At 60.6% G+C, this 15,771-nt stretch carries 10 protein-coding genes; 3 read left to right on the top strand and 7 right to left on the bottom strand.

Annotated elements, in window-relative coordinates; translation table 11 throughout:
* Nucleotides 1–103: 103 nt before the first annotated feature.
* On the top strand, nt 104–5,980 hold the full coding sequence (locus DYL59_RS25125) for a dermonecrotic toxin domain-containing protein (protein ID WP_135291610.1): 5,877 nt from the start codon (nt 104–106) through the stop codon (nt 5,978–5,980).
* Between the two features lie 2 nt (nt 5,981–5,982).
* On the opposite strand, the gene argR is transcribed toward DYL59_RS25125, so the two are convergent.
* The 7 genes from argR to acs form a co-directional block, all read right to left on the bottom strand.
* Nucleotides 5,983–6,963, bottom strand: a complete 981-nt coding sequence (gene argR, locus DYL59_RS25120) for a transcriptional regulator ArgR (protein ID WP_135291609.1) — start codon at nt 6,961–6,963, stop codon at nt 5,983–5,985.
* 216 nt (nt 6,964–7,179) lie between these two features.
* Nucleotides 7,180–7,944 (bottom strand): ABC transporter ATP-binding protein, encoded by a 765-nt coding sequence (locus DYL59_RS25110; RefSeq protein ID WP_105699328.1) that lies wholly within the window; start codon nt 7,942–7,944, stop codon nt 7,180–7,182.
* 27 nt (nt 7,945–7,971) lie between these two features.
* Entirely contained in the window at nt 7,972–9,084 is a 1,113-nt protein-coding gene (locus DYL59_RS25105; protein WP_135291608.1) for a succinylglutamate desuccinylase/aspartoacylase family protein, read from the bottom strand.
* Nucleotide 9,085: 1 nt separating this feature from the next.
* On the bottom strand, nt 9,086–9,784 hold the full coding sequence (locus tag DYL59_RS25100) for an ABC transporter permease (protein WP_135291607.1): 699 nt from the start codon (nt 9,782–9,784) through the stop codon (nt 9,086–9,088).
* The gene (locus tag DYL59_RS25095; RefSeq protein ID WP_010208305.1) at nt 9,781–10,470 is read right to left on the bottom strand and encodes an ABC transporter permease; all 690 of its coding nucleotides are present in this window, start codon (nt 10,468–10,470) and stop codon (nt 9,781–9,783) included. The genes DYL59_RS25100 and DYL59_RS25095 overlap by 4 nt, the downstream gene beginning before the upstream one ends.
* A gap of 91 nt (nt 10,471–10,561) precedes the next feature.
* Complete coding sequence (locus DYL59_RS25090) at nt 10,562–11,347, bottom strand: ABC transporter substrate-binding protein (RefSeq protein ID WP_135291606.1); 786 nt, start codon at nt 11,345–11,347, stop codon at nt 10,562–10,564.
* A gap of 711 nt (nt 11,348–12,058) precedes the next feature.
* Nucleotides 12,059–14,014: an acetate--CoA ligase gene (gene acs, locus DYL59_RS25085; protein WP_135291605.1), complete on the bottom strand. Its 1,956-nt coding sequence runs from the start codon at nt 14,012–14,014 to the stop codon at nt 12,059–12,061.
* 399 nt (nt 14,015–14,413) lie between these two features.
* Between acs and DYL59_RS25080 the strand changes: the two genes are divergently transcribed.
* Both DYL59_RS25080 and DYL59_RS25075 read left to right on the top strand, forming a co-directional pair.
* Nucleotides 14,414–14,683 carry a DUF2790 domain-containing protein gene (locus tag DYL59_RS25080; protein ID WP_135291604.1) on the top strand — a complete coding sequence of 90 codons (270 nt, stop codon included), beginning with the start codon at nt 14,414–14,416 and terminating at the stop codon, nt 14,681–14,683.
* Between the two features lie 577 nt (nt 14,684–15,260).
* Nucleotides 15,261–15,771 (top strand): ribonucleotide-diphosphate reductase subunit beta (locus DYL59_RS25075; RefSeq protein ID WP_193557582.1); only part of this gene is annotated, 511 nt, incomplete at its 3' end.

Raw genomic sequence — 15,771 nt, 5'->3', positions numbered from 1 at the left:
GACAAATAGCATCGCAATGGCGCAGTTTAAACTAACTATCTAGAGCCGGCGGCGTGAAACGCGCTGATCTACTGATGCGCTTTCCCGTTATCCGAGATTGAGCATGAGTACTCCTTCATTCACCGACGCCACCGACCAGCCCGACAGTCATTACCAACTCTTGATACACGCTATCCCGCCTTGGCTAGGCACGGCATCGAGCCTCAAGCAGCAAGCCCTGTCCAAGACCCAACTCCGACCGCTGACAGCCAGCCCCGAACTTAAACGCCTGAACGCCGCCCATTGGAGTGCACAAAACGCCGTGGATGCAGCACTCCAGCAAGTGCAAGGCCCACGGGCGTTTGCCCGCAGCGTGCTCGAAGAAGCCCTGTTGACCCGTTACGGCGTGGGTCTCAACAGCGAAACCGTGTACCTGCGCCTCTATATTCCCCAGCATATACCGTGGTTTTCCATCCCCTCCGGTGCCGCCCGCACCTGGACTGTGTCGCTGCTGGATGCCGCGCTGCACAACTTCGAACACAGCGAAACCGTCAAGGACGCGTTTGAGCCCGACTCGACCTTTATCACCCAACCCAATGCCACCGGCCAGTTCGATACCCTGCCCGCCATCCTGCAAAAAATCAGCATTACCACCTTCACCGCGTTGTGCCGCGAACTGGATATCGGCGCACGCTACCAGACGTACCTGCGCACACAATTGGGCCTGAACGAACCGGTCAGTGCCGCCGCGCTGCAAGCCAAGCTCGGCACCAGTCACAAAGCCGCCCTGCGCACCGCCCTGCACGTGGCGCGCTTGCAGGGTGACATCCAGGACGACTTCGCGCAGCAGGTCGAAGGCCTGTTGCAAGGCCGCAGCGACCTGACCTTGAACAACCTCGCGCTGCACTGCTACACCTTGCAGATAATGGAAGCGCCACTGACCGGCATCCTGCTGCTCGCCCCCGACCTGGAGTCCACCCGCTCCGTACAGCGCCTGGTCGCCTATGTGCCGGATGACCCGCAACACCCCCTCAAGGAATACGCCTCGGCACTGGCCTTCAAGCAGGAACTGACCCGCCAACTGCGCGAGGCCGATTACCAAACGTTTTTCAGTCGCTTCCTCGCCCATGAACACCGAGGTGTATTCTTTGCAGACTTGAGCCAACGCCTGGGCCGTATCACTTGGCACCCCACCGAGTACGGCAGCGGACTTGCGCCCTGGCGCGTTGAGCCCACCGATGATCCCAAGCTGCAATTTGTCGCAACGCCGGTGCAAGGCGATGTGTGGCTGCACCTGTACCAGCAGAAGCTCAACCAAATCCTCAATGATGCCCGCACCCAGGCGGTGTCCACGGCCATGGTCGACCGCAACGCACGTTGGGCACTGTGGGACTCGTTCGTGAACGTGGCCTCTTCGATCCTCAACGCCGCACTGCTGATCGTCGCGCCGTTTATTCCGGGGCTGGGGGAATTGATGCTGGGCTATATGGCCTGGCAACTGCTCGATGACGTCTTCGAAGGCGTGGTCGACTGGGCCGAAGGCTTGCCCCAGGAGGCCTTCGCCCATTTGATGAGCGTGCTGCAATCATTGGTGCAACTGGGTGCGTTTGGTGCAGGCACCACCATTGGCGTCACCGAATTGCGCAAGGTACTGCCTGCAGATGTCGTGACGTTTTTTGATCGTTTCAAACCGGTCACCCTTGCCAACGACGCAAAACGCTACTGGAAACCAGACCTGGCGCCCTACCAACAAACCATCAGCGTGCCGCCACGGTTGGGGGTCGACGCGCTGGGGCTGCATCAAGTGCGCGCCGAATCGGTCCTGCCCCTGGAAAACCAGCAGTACGCCGTGCAAGCCCTCGCCGACGGCCAGCGCCATGTGATCAAGCACCCTACCCGTGCCGATGCCTACACCCCCAGCCTGCAACACAATGGCGCCGGGGCCTGGCACACCGAGCTCGAAGCCCCCGCGCAGTGGGATCGCGCCACCTTGCTGCGCCGCCTGGGCCACAGCGTGGAGAGCTTGAGTGAAGCCGATCGCGACCTGGCGCTGAGCCTCAGTGGCGTCAATGAAAACGCCCTACGCCAGATGCATGTGCGCGGCGATCCGGTCCCACCGCTTCTGGACGATACCCTTGAGCGCTTGCGTATCGACCGCAGCCTGCAAACCCTGATCCAGCGGCTCGACAGCGACGATCCGGCGCAGTACGCGCAAGTCGACCCGCAGGACGAACTGCAACTGCTCACCACCTACGGCGACTGGCCCAAGACTCGCTGCCTGCGCATGCTGGATACCGCAGGCGAGACCGCCTGGGAATTTGGTGACACGCGCATGCCGGTGGTGCAGGTCAACGAAGCACAACTGGGCAAAGGCGAACTGCTCAAGACCGTCTTGCAAGCCCTGACCCCGGACGAAGTACGCGCGCAGTTCGGCGAGCGCGCAGCCGATCCCGAATTAAGCCTGGATAACCGGGTCAAGCAACTGCGCAAAAAACTTGCGCGCCTGGCCCGGACCCATCGCCGCGCCCTATTCGATTCGCGCTACGCCCAACGGCAAATGACCACAGACGCCCACGCCCAGCACCTGATGCAAACCACACCCGGCCTGCCGGCAACGGTCACAACTCAACTGCTCGCCCAGGCCAACGGACGGGAACTGCAAGCGCTGGACAACCGCCACACCCCCCCGCGCCTAGCCGATATGGCCCGCAGCGTGCTGGACGAACTGCGCGTGAACCGCGCCTATGAAGGCCAGTATCTGGAAGCGGTGCAGAACCTCGACACCGATCGCCTGGCGCTCAACACCTTGAGACGACTGCCCGGCTGGTCGGATCAAGTGCAGCTTGAGGCCACGCACCTGTCGCCCGGGGGCACCCGTTGGCTGCAGATCGGTGCGCAGGATGCGCCGATACGCCGTACGCTGGTGCGCACCGCCTCGGGCCGCTATGTACCCCACGATCAAAAAGGTGCGCTGTTCGGCGAAACCGATCTGTACACCGCGATTCTCAATGCCCTGCCGGATACGCAACGAGAGGCACTGGGGATCGACATCACCCAGGCTGCCGAGCTCAAGCAACGCCTGCGCTATAAACCGCTGGAGCGTGAAGAGCTGCGCACCGTGCTGATGATTGAGCCACGGGAGCCGGTGTTGGAAACCCTGCGCCTGCTGGGTAGCGACAGTGGCTACCCGGCGCAGTCTGCGCCCGCCGCGCGCCCACCAACCTTGAGAGAACGTGCAACCCAGCTGTACCCGGCGCTCAATGAGCATCAGATCCAGGACCTGCTCAACCATTTGCGCACCTTGCCCGAAGGCCCCGCCAACGCACTCGGCGCCCTGGCCGATGAATATGCGCAACTGCGCAGCGACCTTTCAGCCTGGGAGCAACAGATTCCCACTCAGCATCCACGCACCGGCAACCCGCTGTCGGCGGCCCAGCAACGCGGCGAACGCCGTAACCGGCGCCTTATCGCCTCGACACTGCGGCGCTGCTGGCGACGTGAATCAATGATCGATCATTACTACGGCGACCCAGCGCGCGACGGCCACACCCTGCGCCTGGACTCGTCCATGCTGGGCGCATTGCCCGAACTGACGGCCAATTTCGACCATGTGTCGCTGCTGACCCTGGCCGGCAGCACCGATACCACGGGTGCCAACGCATTCCTGGGACGCTTCCGGCAATTGCGCCACCTGCGTGTGGACGGCTTCGACCTGGGCGCGCCACCGGCAGAAATCTACGCCATGCCACGCCTGGTCACGCTGGACCTGAGCAACTGCAACATCGCCCTCACCCCCACCAACCAGGCACAGATCGCCGCCCTGAGCCGCTTGAAGAACCTGGTGCTGTTCGGCAACCCACTGGGGCGGGTGCCCAGCGTACAAGGCATGCCCGAACTGGCACATATCGACCTGTCGCAAACCGGCATCACGCAATTGCCCGACGGGCTGCTCAGCCGTCCCGAGTTGCGCCTTGGCCTGTTCAGCGGCAATCAACTGCAGGAACTGCCCGCCGACCTGTTCCAACGCCCGGCCAACCAGCCGGACGAATTTGATTTCAGCGACAACCCACTGTCGACCGAGACCCTCGAACAGGTCAAAGGCTATTTCCAGCGCTATGACACCTACTGGGAAGTCGACGCCCCGCCCAGCGATATACGTGACGCCCAAGCGCTGTATCCGAGCCTGAACCAGGACGACCTCAACCGCGTGATCTACGCACTACCGGGCTCACTGGAAGCCGGTCGGGTCGAATTGGCCAGGTTGGCCGACGAGCTGCAAACCCTGCTACAACAACTGGCCCACTGGGAACACACGCCCGACCTGGGCCCGCAAGAGTTCGCCAGACGCACTGCCCTGCGCAACCTGCTGGAAAAGAGCTGGCGCCGGGAACCGGCGGTGCACGACGAGCCCCTGCATGCGCTGACCATCACCCGCAACCTGGCGGGCGAGCTGCCCACCTTGAGCGCCACCTTCAGGCACATCAGGGCGCTGAAGCTTGAAGGCACTGGCCAGGCAATCGAGCTGGACGGCTTTCTTGAGCGCTTCCCCAGGCTGCGCATTCTCAATGTTGGCAACGTGGTGCTGGGGGATATCCCGCCAAAAGTCTTCGACCTGACCCTCCTGTGGGTACTCGAATTGAGGAACTGTTCGATCACCCTGTCTGCCCGCTCAAGCGCGGCGCTGGAGCGCATGGCACTGCTGCAACACTTGAACCTGAACGGGAACCCCCTGGGGGTATGCCCGGACTTCGCCAAGCTGCCAGGTTTGAATGCGATTGTTCTGGAAGCCGCCGGGCTGGACTCAGTGCCGCCCAGCCTGTTGAACCCCATACCGCGCCAAATCATCGACCTCAGTGCCAATAGGATCGAACAATTACCGCCCGCCCTCTTCACCCTGCCGCAAAGCGTCAGCCAAGCCTTCGACTTGTCCGGCAACCCGCTGTCGCAACAGGCGCTGGAGCAGATCAAAACCTACTGCCAACGTACCCAGGAGCACTTCAAGGCACAGGCGCCCGCGGCACAGCGCGCCTGGGTCCAGCGCCTGTATCCAAAGATGAACAATACCGCCGCAGACAGCTTCGTGTTTGGCCTGCCGGGGCGTATGGACGATGTGGACACAGCACTGCGCGAACTTGAAACCGACTACGAACACCTCACCACCGACCTGCAGGAATGGGCCACTGATGTACCCAGGCTGCATCCGAATCTGGGTGTCGTGCTGGACACCGGCACCCGCGCCCAGGAGCAAATCAACCGCCTCAGTTTCAAGCGCCTGGTGGAAGAAGCCTGGCGCCGGGAAAGCGCGCTGGACGAAGAAAGCCTGGATGACCAGCCCACCCATGCGATGGTACTCGACACGCCGATCATGGGCGCCTTGCCAGAACTGCGCGTGCGCTTCAAACATGTCACCACCGTGGAACTCAACGGTGAGGCCACGACCACCCAGGCGGATCAATTCCTGCGCAGCTTCCCCCATCTGCAAACGCTCAGGCTGAGCGGATGCAGCCTGGGCAGCCTGCCTGGGGCGCTGTTTGAATTACCGAAGTTGACCACGCTGGAACTGCGCCGCTGCGCAATCAAGTTGACTGCATCCACAGCGCGATCAGTGAGCGACTTGCAGTCCCTGGAGTTCCTGGAGCTGAGTGACAACCCTCTGGGCCACGCGCCGGACGTCAGCCGACTGCAGGAGTTGACTTCATTGCACCTGCGCAATACACGCATAACACAGCTTCCCACCGGCCTGTTCCAACTGACCAATCTGCATAACCTGGACTTGAGCCGCAACCAGATCCACGAACTGACGCCAGACCTGCTGGATATGCTGCAAAACTTCCACGAGGACAGCGACCTCAGCGCCAACCCCTGGTCGGCTCAAAGCCTCGAATACTTGCGGGAGTATTACGGCAAGACCGGCATCGACTTCCAGATTGTGGAGGCAACCCTGGACGCCCAGGGCAACCCGTTGCAGCCGCCACTGGAAGAACCTATGGATGAGGAGTAACGCTAGCCCCGTTCGGCAGGCACCGACGACAACTCGAACGGGCTGCTGCTGCGCCGTTGGTTGCGGTCTTCACGGGGGGTGGCGCCGAAGAAGTTGCGGTAGGCGCTGGAAAAGTGCGGCCCCGAGGAGAAGCCGCATGACAGGCCGATCTGGATGATCGACTTGCTGGTTTGCATCAGCATCTGGCGGGCCTTGTTCAGGCGCAGTTCCAGGTAGTACTGGCTGGGGACGCGGTTGAGGTATTGCTTGAAGATCCGCTCAAGCTGTCGTCGTGACACGCAGACATGCTGGGCGATCTCGTCGGTGGTCAGCGGCTCTTCAATATTGGCTTCCATCAGCAACACCGCCTGGGTCAGCTTGGGATGGCTGGAGCCCAGGCGGTTCTGCAGCGGAATACGCTGGCGCTCGCCGCCTTCGCGGATGCGCTCCACCACCAGCTCTTCGGAGACCGCACCGGCCAACTCGGCGCCGTGGTCACGGGCCAATACCGCCAGCAGCAGGTCGAGCACCGACATGCCACCGCAGGCGGTGAGGCGGTCGCGGTCCCAGTCGAACAAATGGCTGGTGGCAATCACCTTGGGGAAGCGCTCGGCAAAATCATCCTGCCAGCGCCAGTGCACGGCGGCGCGGTAGCCGTCGAGCAGGCCGAGTTGGGCCAGCGGGTACACACCGGCCGACAGACCACCGATCACGCAACCGGCGCGCACCAGCTGCTTGAGGGCTGTACTGAGCTGTGAAGCAATGGCAGTGGGTGGCTCATCCGCCAGCAGGAACAGCTTGTGCAAGCCCTCAAGCTTGCCGGCCCACGGCTCGCCCGGCAGCTGCCAAGCGCCATTGCCGGCCGGCTCGGCAAGCAGGAACGACAGCTCGTAGACCACATCCGGATGCACCCGCTGAGCAACGCGCAAGGCCTCCTCAGCCAGCGCAAGCGTGAGTGCTTTTGTGCTGGGCCAAATCAGGAAACCTATTTTGTGGGCGGTCATGGAGTGCTATCCGAAGCCAGTAACGGTAATGAAGACAGGGGCTAATGCTAGCCCGTAAACGAGCACAAATCTCAAAAACGATGAAGACCTGCTCTTCTGTAGGAGCGAGCTTGCTCGCGAAAAAGCTGAGAACGCCACGGGGTGTCAGGTTTCCCGCGTTATCGTTGACGCCCTTCGCGAGCAAGCTCGCTCCTACAGGGGTGGATAGCAGCCTTGTTATTTCAAGCTGCCCGACAAAAACTGCTGCAAACGCTCGGACTGCGGGTTCACCAGCACTTCCCGCGGGTTGCCGCGTTCTTCGACAATGCCTTTGTGCAAAAACACCAACTGGTTCGACACCTCGCGGGCAAAGCCCATCTCGTGGGTCACCACCACCATGGTGCGGCCTTCCTGGGCCAGGTCCTGCATCACCTTGAGCACTTCGCCCACCAGTTCCGGGTCGAGGGCCGACGTGGGTTCGTCGAACAGCATCACCTCCGGCTCCATCGCCAGGGCGCGGGCAATGGCCACGCGCTGCTGCTCACCACCGGACATATGGCCGGGGAACGCATCCTTGCGATGGCCCACGCCGACTTTGGCCAGGTAGTGCTCGGCCTTTTCACGGGCCTCTTTCTTGGACACGCCCAGCACATGCACCGGCGCTTCCATCACGTTTTCCAACGCGGTCATGTGGGACCACAGGTTGAAATGCTGGAACACCATGGACAGACGCGAACGCATGCGTTGCAGTTGCTTGGGGTCGGCGGCCTTCATGGCGCCGTCCTTGCCGGCCACCAGTTTGAGCTCTTCGTTGTTGAGCAGAATCTTGCCGGCGTGGGGTTGCTCCAGCAGGTTGATGCAGCGCAAAAAGGTACTTTTGCCCGAACCACTGGAACCGATGATGCTGATCACATCACCGGCCGCGGCGGCCAGGGACACGCCTTTGAGCACTTCATGACTGCCATAGCGTTTATGCAGGTCTTGGACTTCAAGTTTGTACATGCGGTCGGTTCTCACAAAAACAGGTGGTCAGTCGTTGAGCAAGCGCCCGTGACGCAGCGCTTCGCGCCCCGCCACCTTGGCCAGCCAGAAACCCGCTTGGGCATAACGTAGCCGTTCAACGGCAAACAACACCCCCGAGGTACCCGCACAAATCGTGCTGACGCGGTCTTCCAGGGGGTCAATCACTTCAAAAATCGGCTCGCCGGTTTCCACCCAGTCGCCGGCTTTACGCAGGTAACTGATCACCCCGGCGTGGGGTGCGAACAGCAACTCGGTGCCTTCGAAGGGCACGCCTTCGCAAGGCTCGTGCTGCGGTGCGGGCCACTCGCCCTTGATCAAGCCTTGCTCGGCCAGGAACGCGAGGATGCCTTCGGCGTGGAAGATCGCTTCATCGCGCCCCGTATCGGCCTGGCCGCCCAATTCAAGGGTCGTCGCCAGGCACGCCAGCGGGATCTGCGCTTCGGGGAACGCCCGCGACAACCGCAACCACGGCAGCGAACAGGCTTCATCGAACGAGCTGCCGCCGGAGTCTTCAGCCAGCAAACCGACTTTCACATTCAGGTGCGCCGACAGCGAACGCCACTGGGGCCAGTGCTGCGGCAGCGCGTACATGTGCAGCGCGGCTTCGGCGTCGCAATGCAGGTCGAGCACCACGTCGGCGGTGCAAGCGTGGCTGAGCAGGATACGTTGCATGCCTTGCAGCTGACTGCTCGGTTCTGGCAGTGCCTGCAGCGCATCGCTCATGGCCTGACGGATCAGGCGCACGTTGGCGTGGGGATCATCCCCCAGCTTGCCGTCGAGCAGCGCCGCGACCGGCTCGCTCAACTCAACGAAATCACGGTTGAAGTTCTTGCCGCTGCCAATCTCGAAACGCCCCTGGTGGCTGCCTTGCAGCAACTGCCCCAGGCCCATCGGGTTGGCCACTGGCACCAGCTCGATCACGCCGTTGAGGGCACCTTGTGCTTCGAGTTCGGTGAGGCGTTTTTTCAGCTCCCAGGCGGCGCGCATACCGGGCAATTCATCGGCGTGCAGACTGGCCTGGATATAGGCCTTGCGCTCGCCTTTGCCGAAGCGGAACACGCTCAGTTGGCGCTCGCAGCCCAGGTGGCCCCAGGGCAACAGGTGATCGATACGTTCCATATCAATGCTTCCGTGGAGCCAGGTAGCTCAACCAGCGGCGCTCGGCCAACTTGAACAAGCGCACCAGGATGAACGTGAGGCACAGGTAGAACGCGCCGGCGGTGATATAGGCTTCGAACGGCAGGTAGAACTGGGCGTTCACGGTACGTGCGGCACCGGTGATGTCGATCAGGGTCACGATGGAGGCCAGGCTGGTGGTTTGCAACATCATGATCACTTCGTTGCTGTACTGCGGCAGCGCCCGGCGCAGGGCCGATGGCAGCAGGATGCGGCGGTACAGCTTGTAGCGCGACATGCCCATGGCCTTGGCGGCTTCGATCTCGCCATTGGGGGTGGCCTTGAGGCTGCCGGCAATGATCTCGGCGGTGTAGGCACTGGTGTTGATCGCAAACGCCAGGCACGCACAGAACGTGGCGCTGGACAGCAGTGGCCACAGGAAGCTTTCGCGCACCGCTTCGAACTGGGCCAGGCCGTAGTAGATCAAGAACAGCTGCACCAGCATCGGTGTGCCACGGATCACATAGGTGTAGAGCCAGGCCGCGCCGTTGACGATGGGCTGCTTGGACACCCGCATCAAGCCCAGGGGCAAGGCGGCGAGCAGGCCGAAGAGCAGCGAGATGGCGAGCAGTTTGAGGGTGGTCAGCAGGCCGCCAAGGTACAGCGGCATGGCCTCCCAGATGACGTTGTAGTCGAAGATCATAGATCAGCCGCCCTTACGCCTACCGAGTAGCGCTTCTCAAGATGACGCAAGGCCAGCAACGACACGCTGGTGATCACCAGGTACATCGCCGCCACTGCGAGGAAGAAGGTAAAAGGCTCGCGGGTGGCATCTGCCGCCTGCTTGGCCTTGAACATCATGTCTTGCAGGCCCACCACCGAAATCAGCGCAGTGGCCTTGGTGAGCACCAGCCAGTTGTTGGTGAAACCGGGGATCGCCAAGCGAATCATCTGCGGCACCATCACCCGGAAAAACACCTGGAAACTGCTCATGCCATACGCAAGGCCGGCCTCGGCCTGGCCCTTGGGAATGGCCATGAAGGCGCCGCGGAAGGTTTCCGAGAGATAGGCGCCAAAGATGAAACCCAGGGTGCCGATACCGGCGGCCAAGGGGTTCAAGTCGATATAGTCGTCGTAGCCAAGCATTGGCGCGACGCGGTTGAGCAGGTCCTGACCGCCGTAGAAAATCAGCAGGATCAGCACCAGGTCAGGGATCCCGCGGATCACTGTGGAATACAAATCGCCCAGCCAGGCCAACCAGCGCACCGGCGACAGGCGTAACGCAACCCCGATCAGACCCAGAACAATGGCCAAGGCCATGGACGACAAGGCGAGCTGAAGCGTCAACCATGCGCCATCGAGGATGACGGCCCCGTAGCCTTTCAACATGATTCAGGTCCTCGAAAAGGGGGATGAAAAAATGGCGCAAACCTCAGGAATTCTGTTGCTTGCGCCATTTCAGACAGACAGCTAAGACGATTTACTTGGCTTCAGGGCCGTAAATGTCGAAGTTGAAGTACTTGTCCTGGATTGCCTTGTACTTGCCATTGGCGCGGATCGCGGCGATGGCAGCGTTGATGCGGTCCAGGTTTTCCTTGTCGCCTTTACGTACCGCGATACCTACGCCGTCGCCGAAGTATTTGACGTCGGTGAAGGACGGGCCAGTGAACGCGTAGCCTTTGCCGGCTGGGGTGTCGAGGAACCCTTCCTGCAACAGGGTGGCGTCCGCCACGGTACCGTCGAGGCGACCGGCTTCTACGTCCAGGTAGATTTCGTTCTGGGAGCTGTAAGGCACAACGGTGGCGCCTTTAGGCGCCAGGACTTCCTTGGCGAAACGGTCGTGGATCGAACCGCGCTGCACGCCAATCTTCTTGCCTTTCAATTCATCCAGGCTGTCGCTGACCGCAGTGCCTTCCTTCAACACCAGGCGAGCCGGGGTCAGGTAGTAGCGGTTGGTGAAGTCCACGGACTTCTTGCGGTCGTCGGTGATGGACATGGACGACAGAATCGCGTCGATCTTGCGCACTTTCAGCGCAGGGATCAGGCCGTCAAACTCTTGCTCGACCCACGTACATTTGACCTGCATCTCTTCGCACAGGGCGTTGCCGATGTCGTAGTCAAACCCGACGATGCTGCCATCCGGCGCCTTCGAGGCAAACGGAGGGTAAGCTGCTTCGATACCAATTTTCAGAGGCTTGCCTTCAGCGAAAGCCTGCATGGACAGCACGGACAGCGCCAGGGCGCCCAACAGCACGAGTTTCTTCATCTTGGGACTCCATCGGTATAGGGCAAAACAGCAGTATGAGCCATGGCCCACGATGCGGCGAAGGTGAAACCGAATAGCGGTGCTGCGTCCTACACCAGTTACACACCGGAGACGACGAGCGAGTGATCGGCATTCTAACGATAGGCCGGAAGCCGATATTTCCTCAATGCGACAACAATTTACAGAAGCACTGAGAAAGCGGTTCCAGCACATTGACAGCCTCTGTTTTTTATGCAGAAGCAAAAGACATTAAACCTGTAAATACTGCAAATTGCGGGCCTATTATTCGCAAACCCTTCTGGGACGGCAAGTCTGGCGTTTAATCTTATTTCTTGGGGTGTCTGGAATGCGGCTTTTCGGGGCACGTATGTAGCACATTGCCTCATGATTGGGCGCGAGGTTACACATTTTGCAACGGCGGTAACATTCAGAAACCTCCTACAAGAGAGACCGATATTTATTGGGTTGAGGGTGGTGCAGGTCTGTCATACCAGCACCACCCTCGCTATGAAATGCAATCCAAATGTGGGAGCGGGCTTGCTCGCGAATGCGGTGGGTCAATCAACATCTCCAGCGACTGACACCCTGCATTCGCGAGCAAGTCGAATCGTCGCACCGCCGCTCCCACAGGGGATCTTCATTGGTTTTGAGATCCCACAAAAAAGCCCCATCCGGCTCACACCGAATAGGGCTATTTCTGACTATCGAGCTTTACGCGACGTTCATGGTCTTGTGCGTCTCAATCAAATGCGCCACCACCCCTGGGTCCGCCAAGGTGGAGATGTCCCCCAACCCGTCGTACTCAGCCGTGGCAATCTTGCGCAGGATACGGCGCATGATTTTCCCCGAACGCGTCTTCGGCAAGCCCGGCGCCCATTGGATTACATCCGGCGATGCAATCGGCCCGATCTCTTTACGCACCCAGTTTTTCAGCTCCAAGCGCAGCGCTTCGTTCGGCTCTTCGCCATTTTTGAGGGTGACATACACATAGATGCCCTGCCCCTTGATGTCGTGCGGTACACCCACAACCGCTGCCTCAGCGACTTTAGGGTGGGCCACCATCGCACTTTCAATCTCGGCGGTGCCCATGCGGTGGCCGGACACGTTCAACACGTCATCCACACGGCCAGTGATCCAGTAGTAGCCGTCCTCGTCGCGACGGGCGCCGTCGCCGGTGAAGTACATGCCACGGAAGGTCTTGAAGTAGGTATCGACAAAGCGGTCATGGTCGCCGTACAGGGTACGAGCCTGGCCCGGCCACGAATCGAGGATCACCAGGTTGCCTTCGGCGGCGCCTTCGATCAGGTTGCCCAGGTTGTCCACCAGCGCCGGCACCACACCGAAGAACGGCCGTGCGGCCGAACCCGGCTTGAGCGCATGGGCGCCTGGCAGCGGGCTCATCATGTTGCCGCCGGTCTCGGTCTGCCACCAGGTATCGACGATCGGGCAACGGGATTGGCCGACATTCTTGTAGTACCAATCCCAGGCTTCCGGGTTGATCGGCTCGCCCACCGAGCCCAACAAGCGCAGGCTGCTGCCATCGGCGCCTTCCACGGCAGCGGTGCCGGACGCCATCATGGCGCGGATCGCGGTTGGAGCGGTGTAGAGGATATTGACCTTGTGCTTATCGACGATCTTCGCCACCCGCGTGATATCCGGGTAGTTCGGCACGCCTTCGAACAACAGCGTGGTCGCGCCATTGGCCAGCGGGCCGTAGACGATGTAGGTGTGGCCAGTGACCCAGCCGACGTCAGCGGTGCACCAGTAGATTTCGCCTGGGCGGTAGTCGAACACGCGCTCGTGGGTCAGGGCGGCGTAGAGCAGGTAGCCACCGGTGGTGTGCTGCACGCCTTTGGGCTTGCCGGTGGAGCCAGAGGTATAAAGGATGAACAGCGCTTCTTCGGCGCCCATCTCTTTAGGCGCACACACGGTGCCCGCCACTTTCATCAGGTCTTCGTACCAGATGTCGCGATGCTGGTTCCACTTGATGTTGCCATTGGTGCGTTTGCACACGATGACTTTCTGGATGCTGTTGGTTTCCGGGTTGGTCAGGGCGTCGTCGACGTTGGCCTTCAGTGGAATCTTCTTACCGGCACGAATGCCTTCGTCAGCCGTAATCACCACCTTCGACTTACAGTCGATGATGCGACCGGCCAGGGCTTCCGGCGAAAAACCACCGAACACGACGGAGTGAATCGCACCGATGCGAGTACAGGCCAGCATGGCCACCACGGCTTCGGGGATCATCGGCATATAGATAGTCACCACGTCACCGCGATGCACATCCTGGCCGCGCAGGGCGTTGGCGAACTTGCAGACTTCTTCATGCAGCTCGCGGTAGGTGATGGTGCGGCTCTCGGAAGGGTCATCGCCTTCCCAGATGATGGCTGCCTGGTCGCCACGCTCGGCGAGGTGGCGGTCCAGGCAGTTGTAGGAAACGTTCAAGGTGCCATCGGCAAACCACTTGATGTCGACATGGTGGTCGTCGAATGAGGTCTGCTTCACCGCGGTGAAAGGCTTGACCCAGTCAAGGCGCTTGGCTTGCTCACGCCAGAAACCGTCGGGGTTGACCACCGACTGCTGGTACATGGCCTTGTAGGTCGCCTCGTCGGTCAGCGTGTTGGCTGCTACATCGGGGCGAACGGGGTACAGGGAAGCCGCACTCATCTTTCTTACCTCGGTGACAATAGTTGTTGTTGTATGGCCCTGTTGTAGCCGGGGCGGCCCCATAGAACCATTCGACGATGGTAGTAACAAGCCCCTACATTTTGCCCTGACATGCCTTTTTACCGCTCTAGCCCGCAGGCTGCGGCGCTTTGCTGCGTGCATGAAAAAAGCTTTACCTCAGGATTGTTACAAAAACCGCCAATAGTGTTTATCAAAAGCACGGGTATATGAATATAACCCGCACGCCTAAAATCAACTCCGCCAACCAAGGCACTGTGATTAACACCGCAACAGCCCCCACGAAGGCAACGTTAATCCGAACTAACCCACTTTAAGTTACACACGTGGCCCCACAAGGGCCTCGTGACCCCTTTCGACCCAACAAAGGTAATTACCGAGATGAAAACTGCATTAGTTATCGCCCTCAGCAGCTTGTTTGCCACAGCCGTCATGGCTGACGAAGCCCCCGCCGAAGTGGCCAGCCAGAACGCACCTATCGTTGAAGACTACACTTACAGCACCCACTTGGATGTCGCCAAAGTGTTGTCCATGAGCAGCATTCCAGAAGTGTGCGAAGTTGTACCGGTAAAAATGGAATATGAAGATTCACACGGTCAGCGTCACATTCTTAACTACCATGTAATGGGCAACGGTTGCTCTAACGGTTAATAACTTCGTTAGTCTGATCTGCACCCGATCTTACTCGCCGCAAGAAATTGTTCTTGCGGCAAAGAATCGGCCCCGAGCACACCCCAATCCCCCTGTGGGAGGGCGCTCGCCCCCGATAGCAGTAATCGCCACCCCCCCCCTCTATACAGCCTTGCCTGACACGCCCTCCCCCCGCCAGCAAAACCCTGCTGCCGCCCGTCAAAAAAATCCAACCCCGGCAAAGCCTTGCAAATACACGCCTTGGCTTGAAACCATGCCATTTTGGCGCACCTGCGTGACCATCCGCCTCAACACAAACCGGTTTTTTTCCCCTACAATGCGCGGGTAAATCGGGCCTGCAATATCCCTTTACACTGGGATGAAGAGCCAGACCTGAGGCCTCCCGCGCGAGCTTGCACCTACCGCTGCGCACCTCAAGCCTCACGCAGAGCACCCGAACACCCAATTGCGTTTAATGCGTGCGCTAGCTGCAACAAACGATTCCTTAAGATCCACCGCGGCCTCAGGGCCGTGTGAACACCCAACCATCCGGTTTCACACGGGCACCTTTGAGCCCTCACGCAGGAGACGACACGTCATGCTGAGCTGGGACGAATTCGACAAAGAAGAAGAAGGCGAAGTAGCCACCAAAGGCGCCAACGCCGGCCACGCCACCGAAGCCAACATGGACCGTCTCGACGGTGCCGGCGCTGCCGCCGCCATCGAAGCGCGCGCCGTCACCGCCAACGACTCCGCCGCCATCGTGCGTGCCAAGGCCGCCCTGGACAAACTCGACGTCGCCGAAGGCCTCGCCGAGCTCGAAGGCTCCGCTGCCCGCGTCGCCGTTGACGAAAAGCGCATGATCAACTGCCGCGCCGACCTCAACCAACTCGTGCCGTTCAAGTACGACTGGGCCTGGCAGAAGTACCTCGACGGCTGCGCCAACCACTGGATGCCGCAAGAGGTCAACATGACCGCCGACATCGCCCTGTGGAAAAACCCCGAAGGCCTGACCGACGACGAGCGCCGCATCGTCATGCGCAACCTGGGCTTCTTCTCCACCGCCGACTCCCTGGTGGCCAACAACCTGGTACTGGCCGTATACCGCC

Source organism: Pseudomonas kairouanensis, from assembly GCF_004682055.1.
In the GTDB taxonomy this organism is placed as follows: Bacteria; Pseudomonadota; Gammaproteobacteria; order Pseudomonadales; family Pseudomonadaceae; genus Aquipseudomonas; species Aquipseudomonas kairouanensis.
The sequence above is the reverse complement of the archived record's forward strand: the minus strand, read 5'-3'. Positions and strand labels throughout refer to the sequence as shown.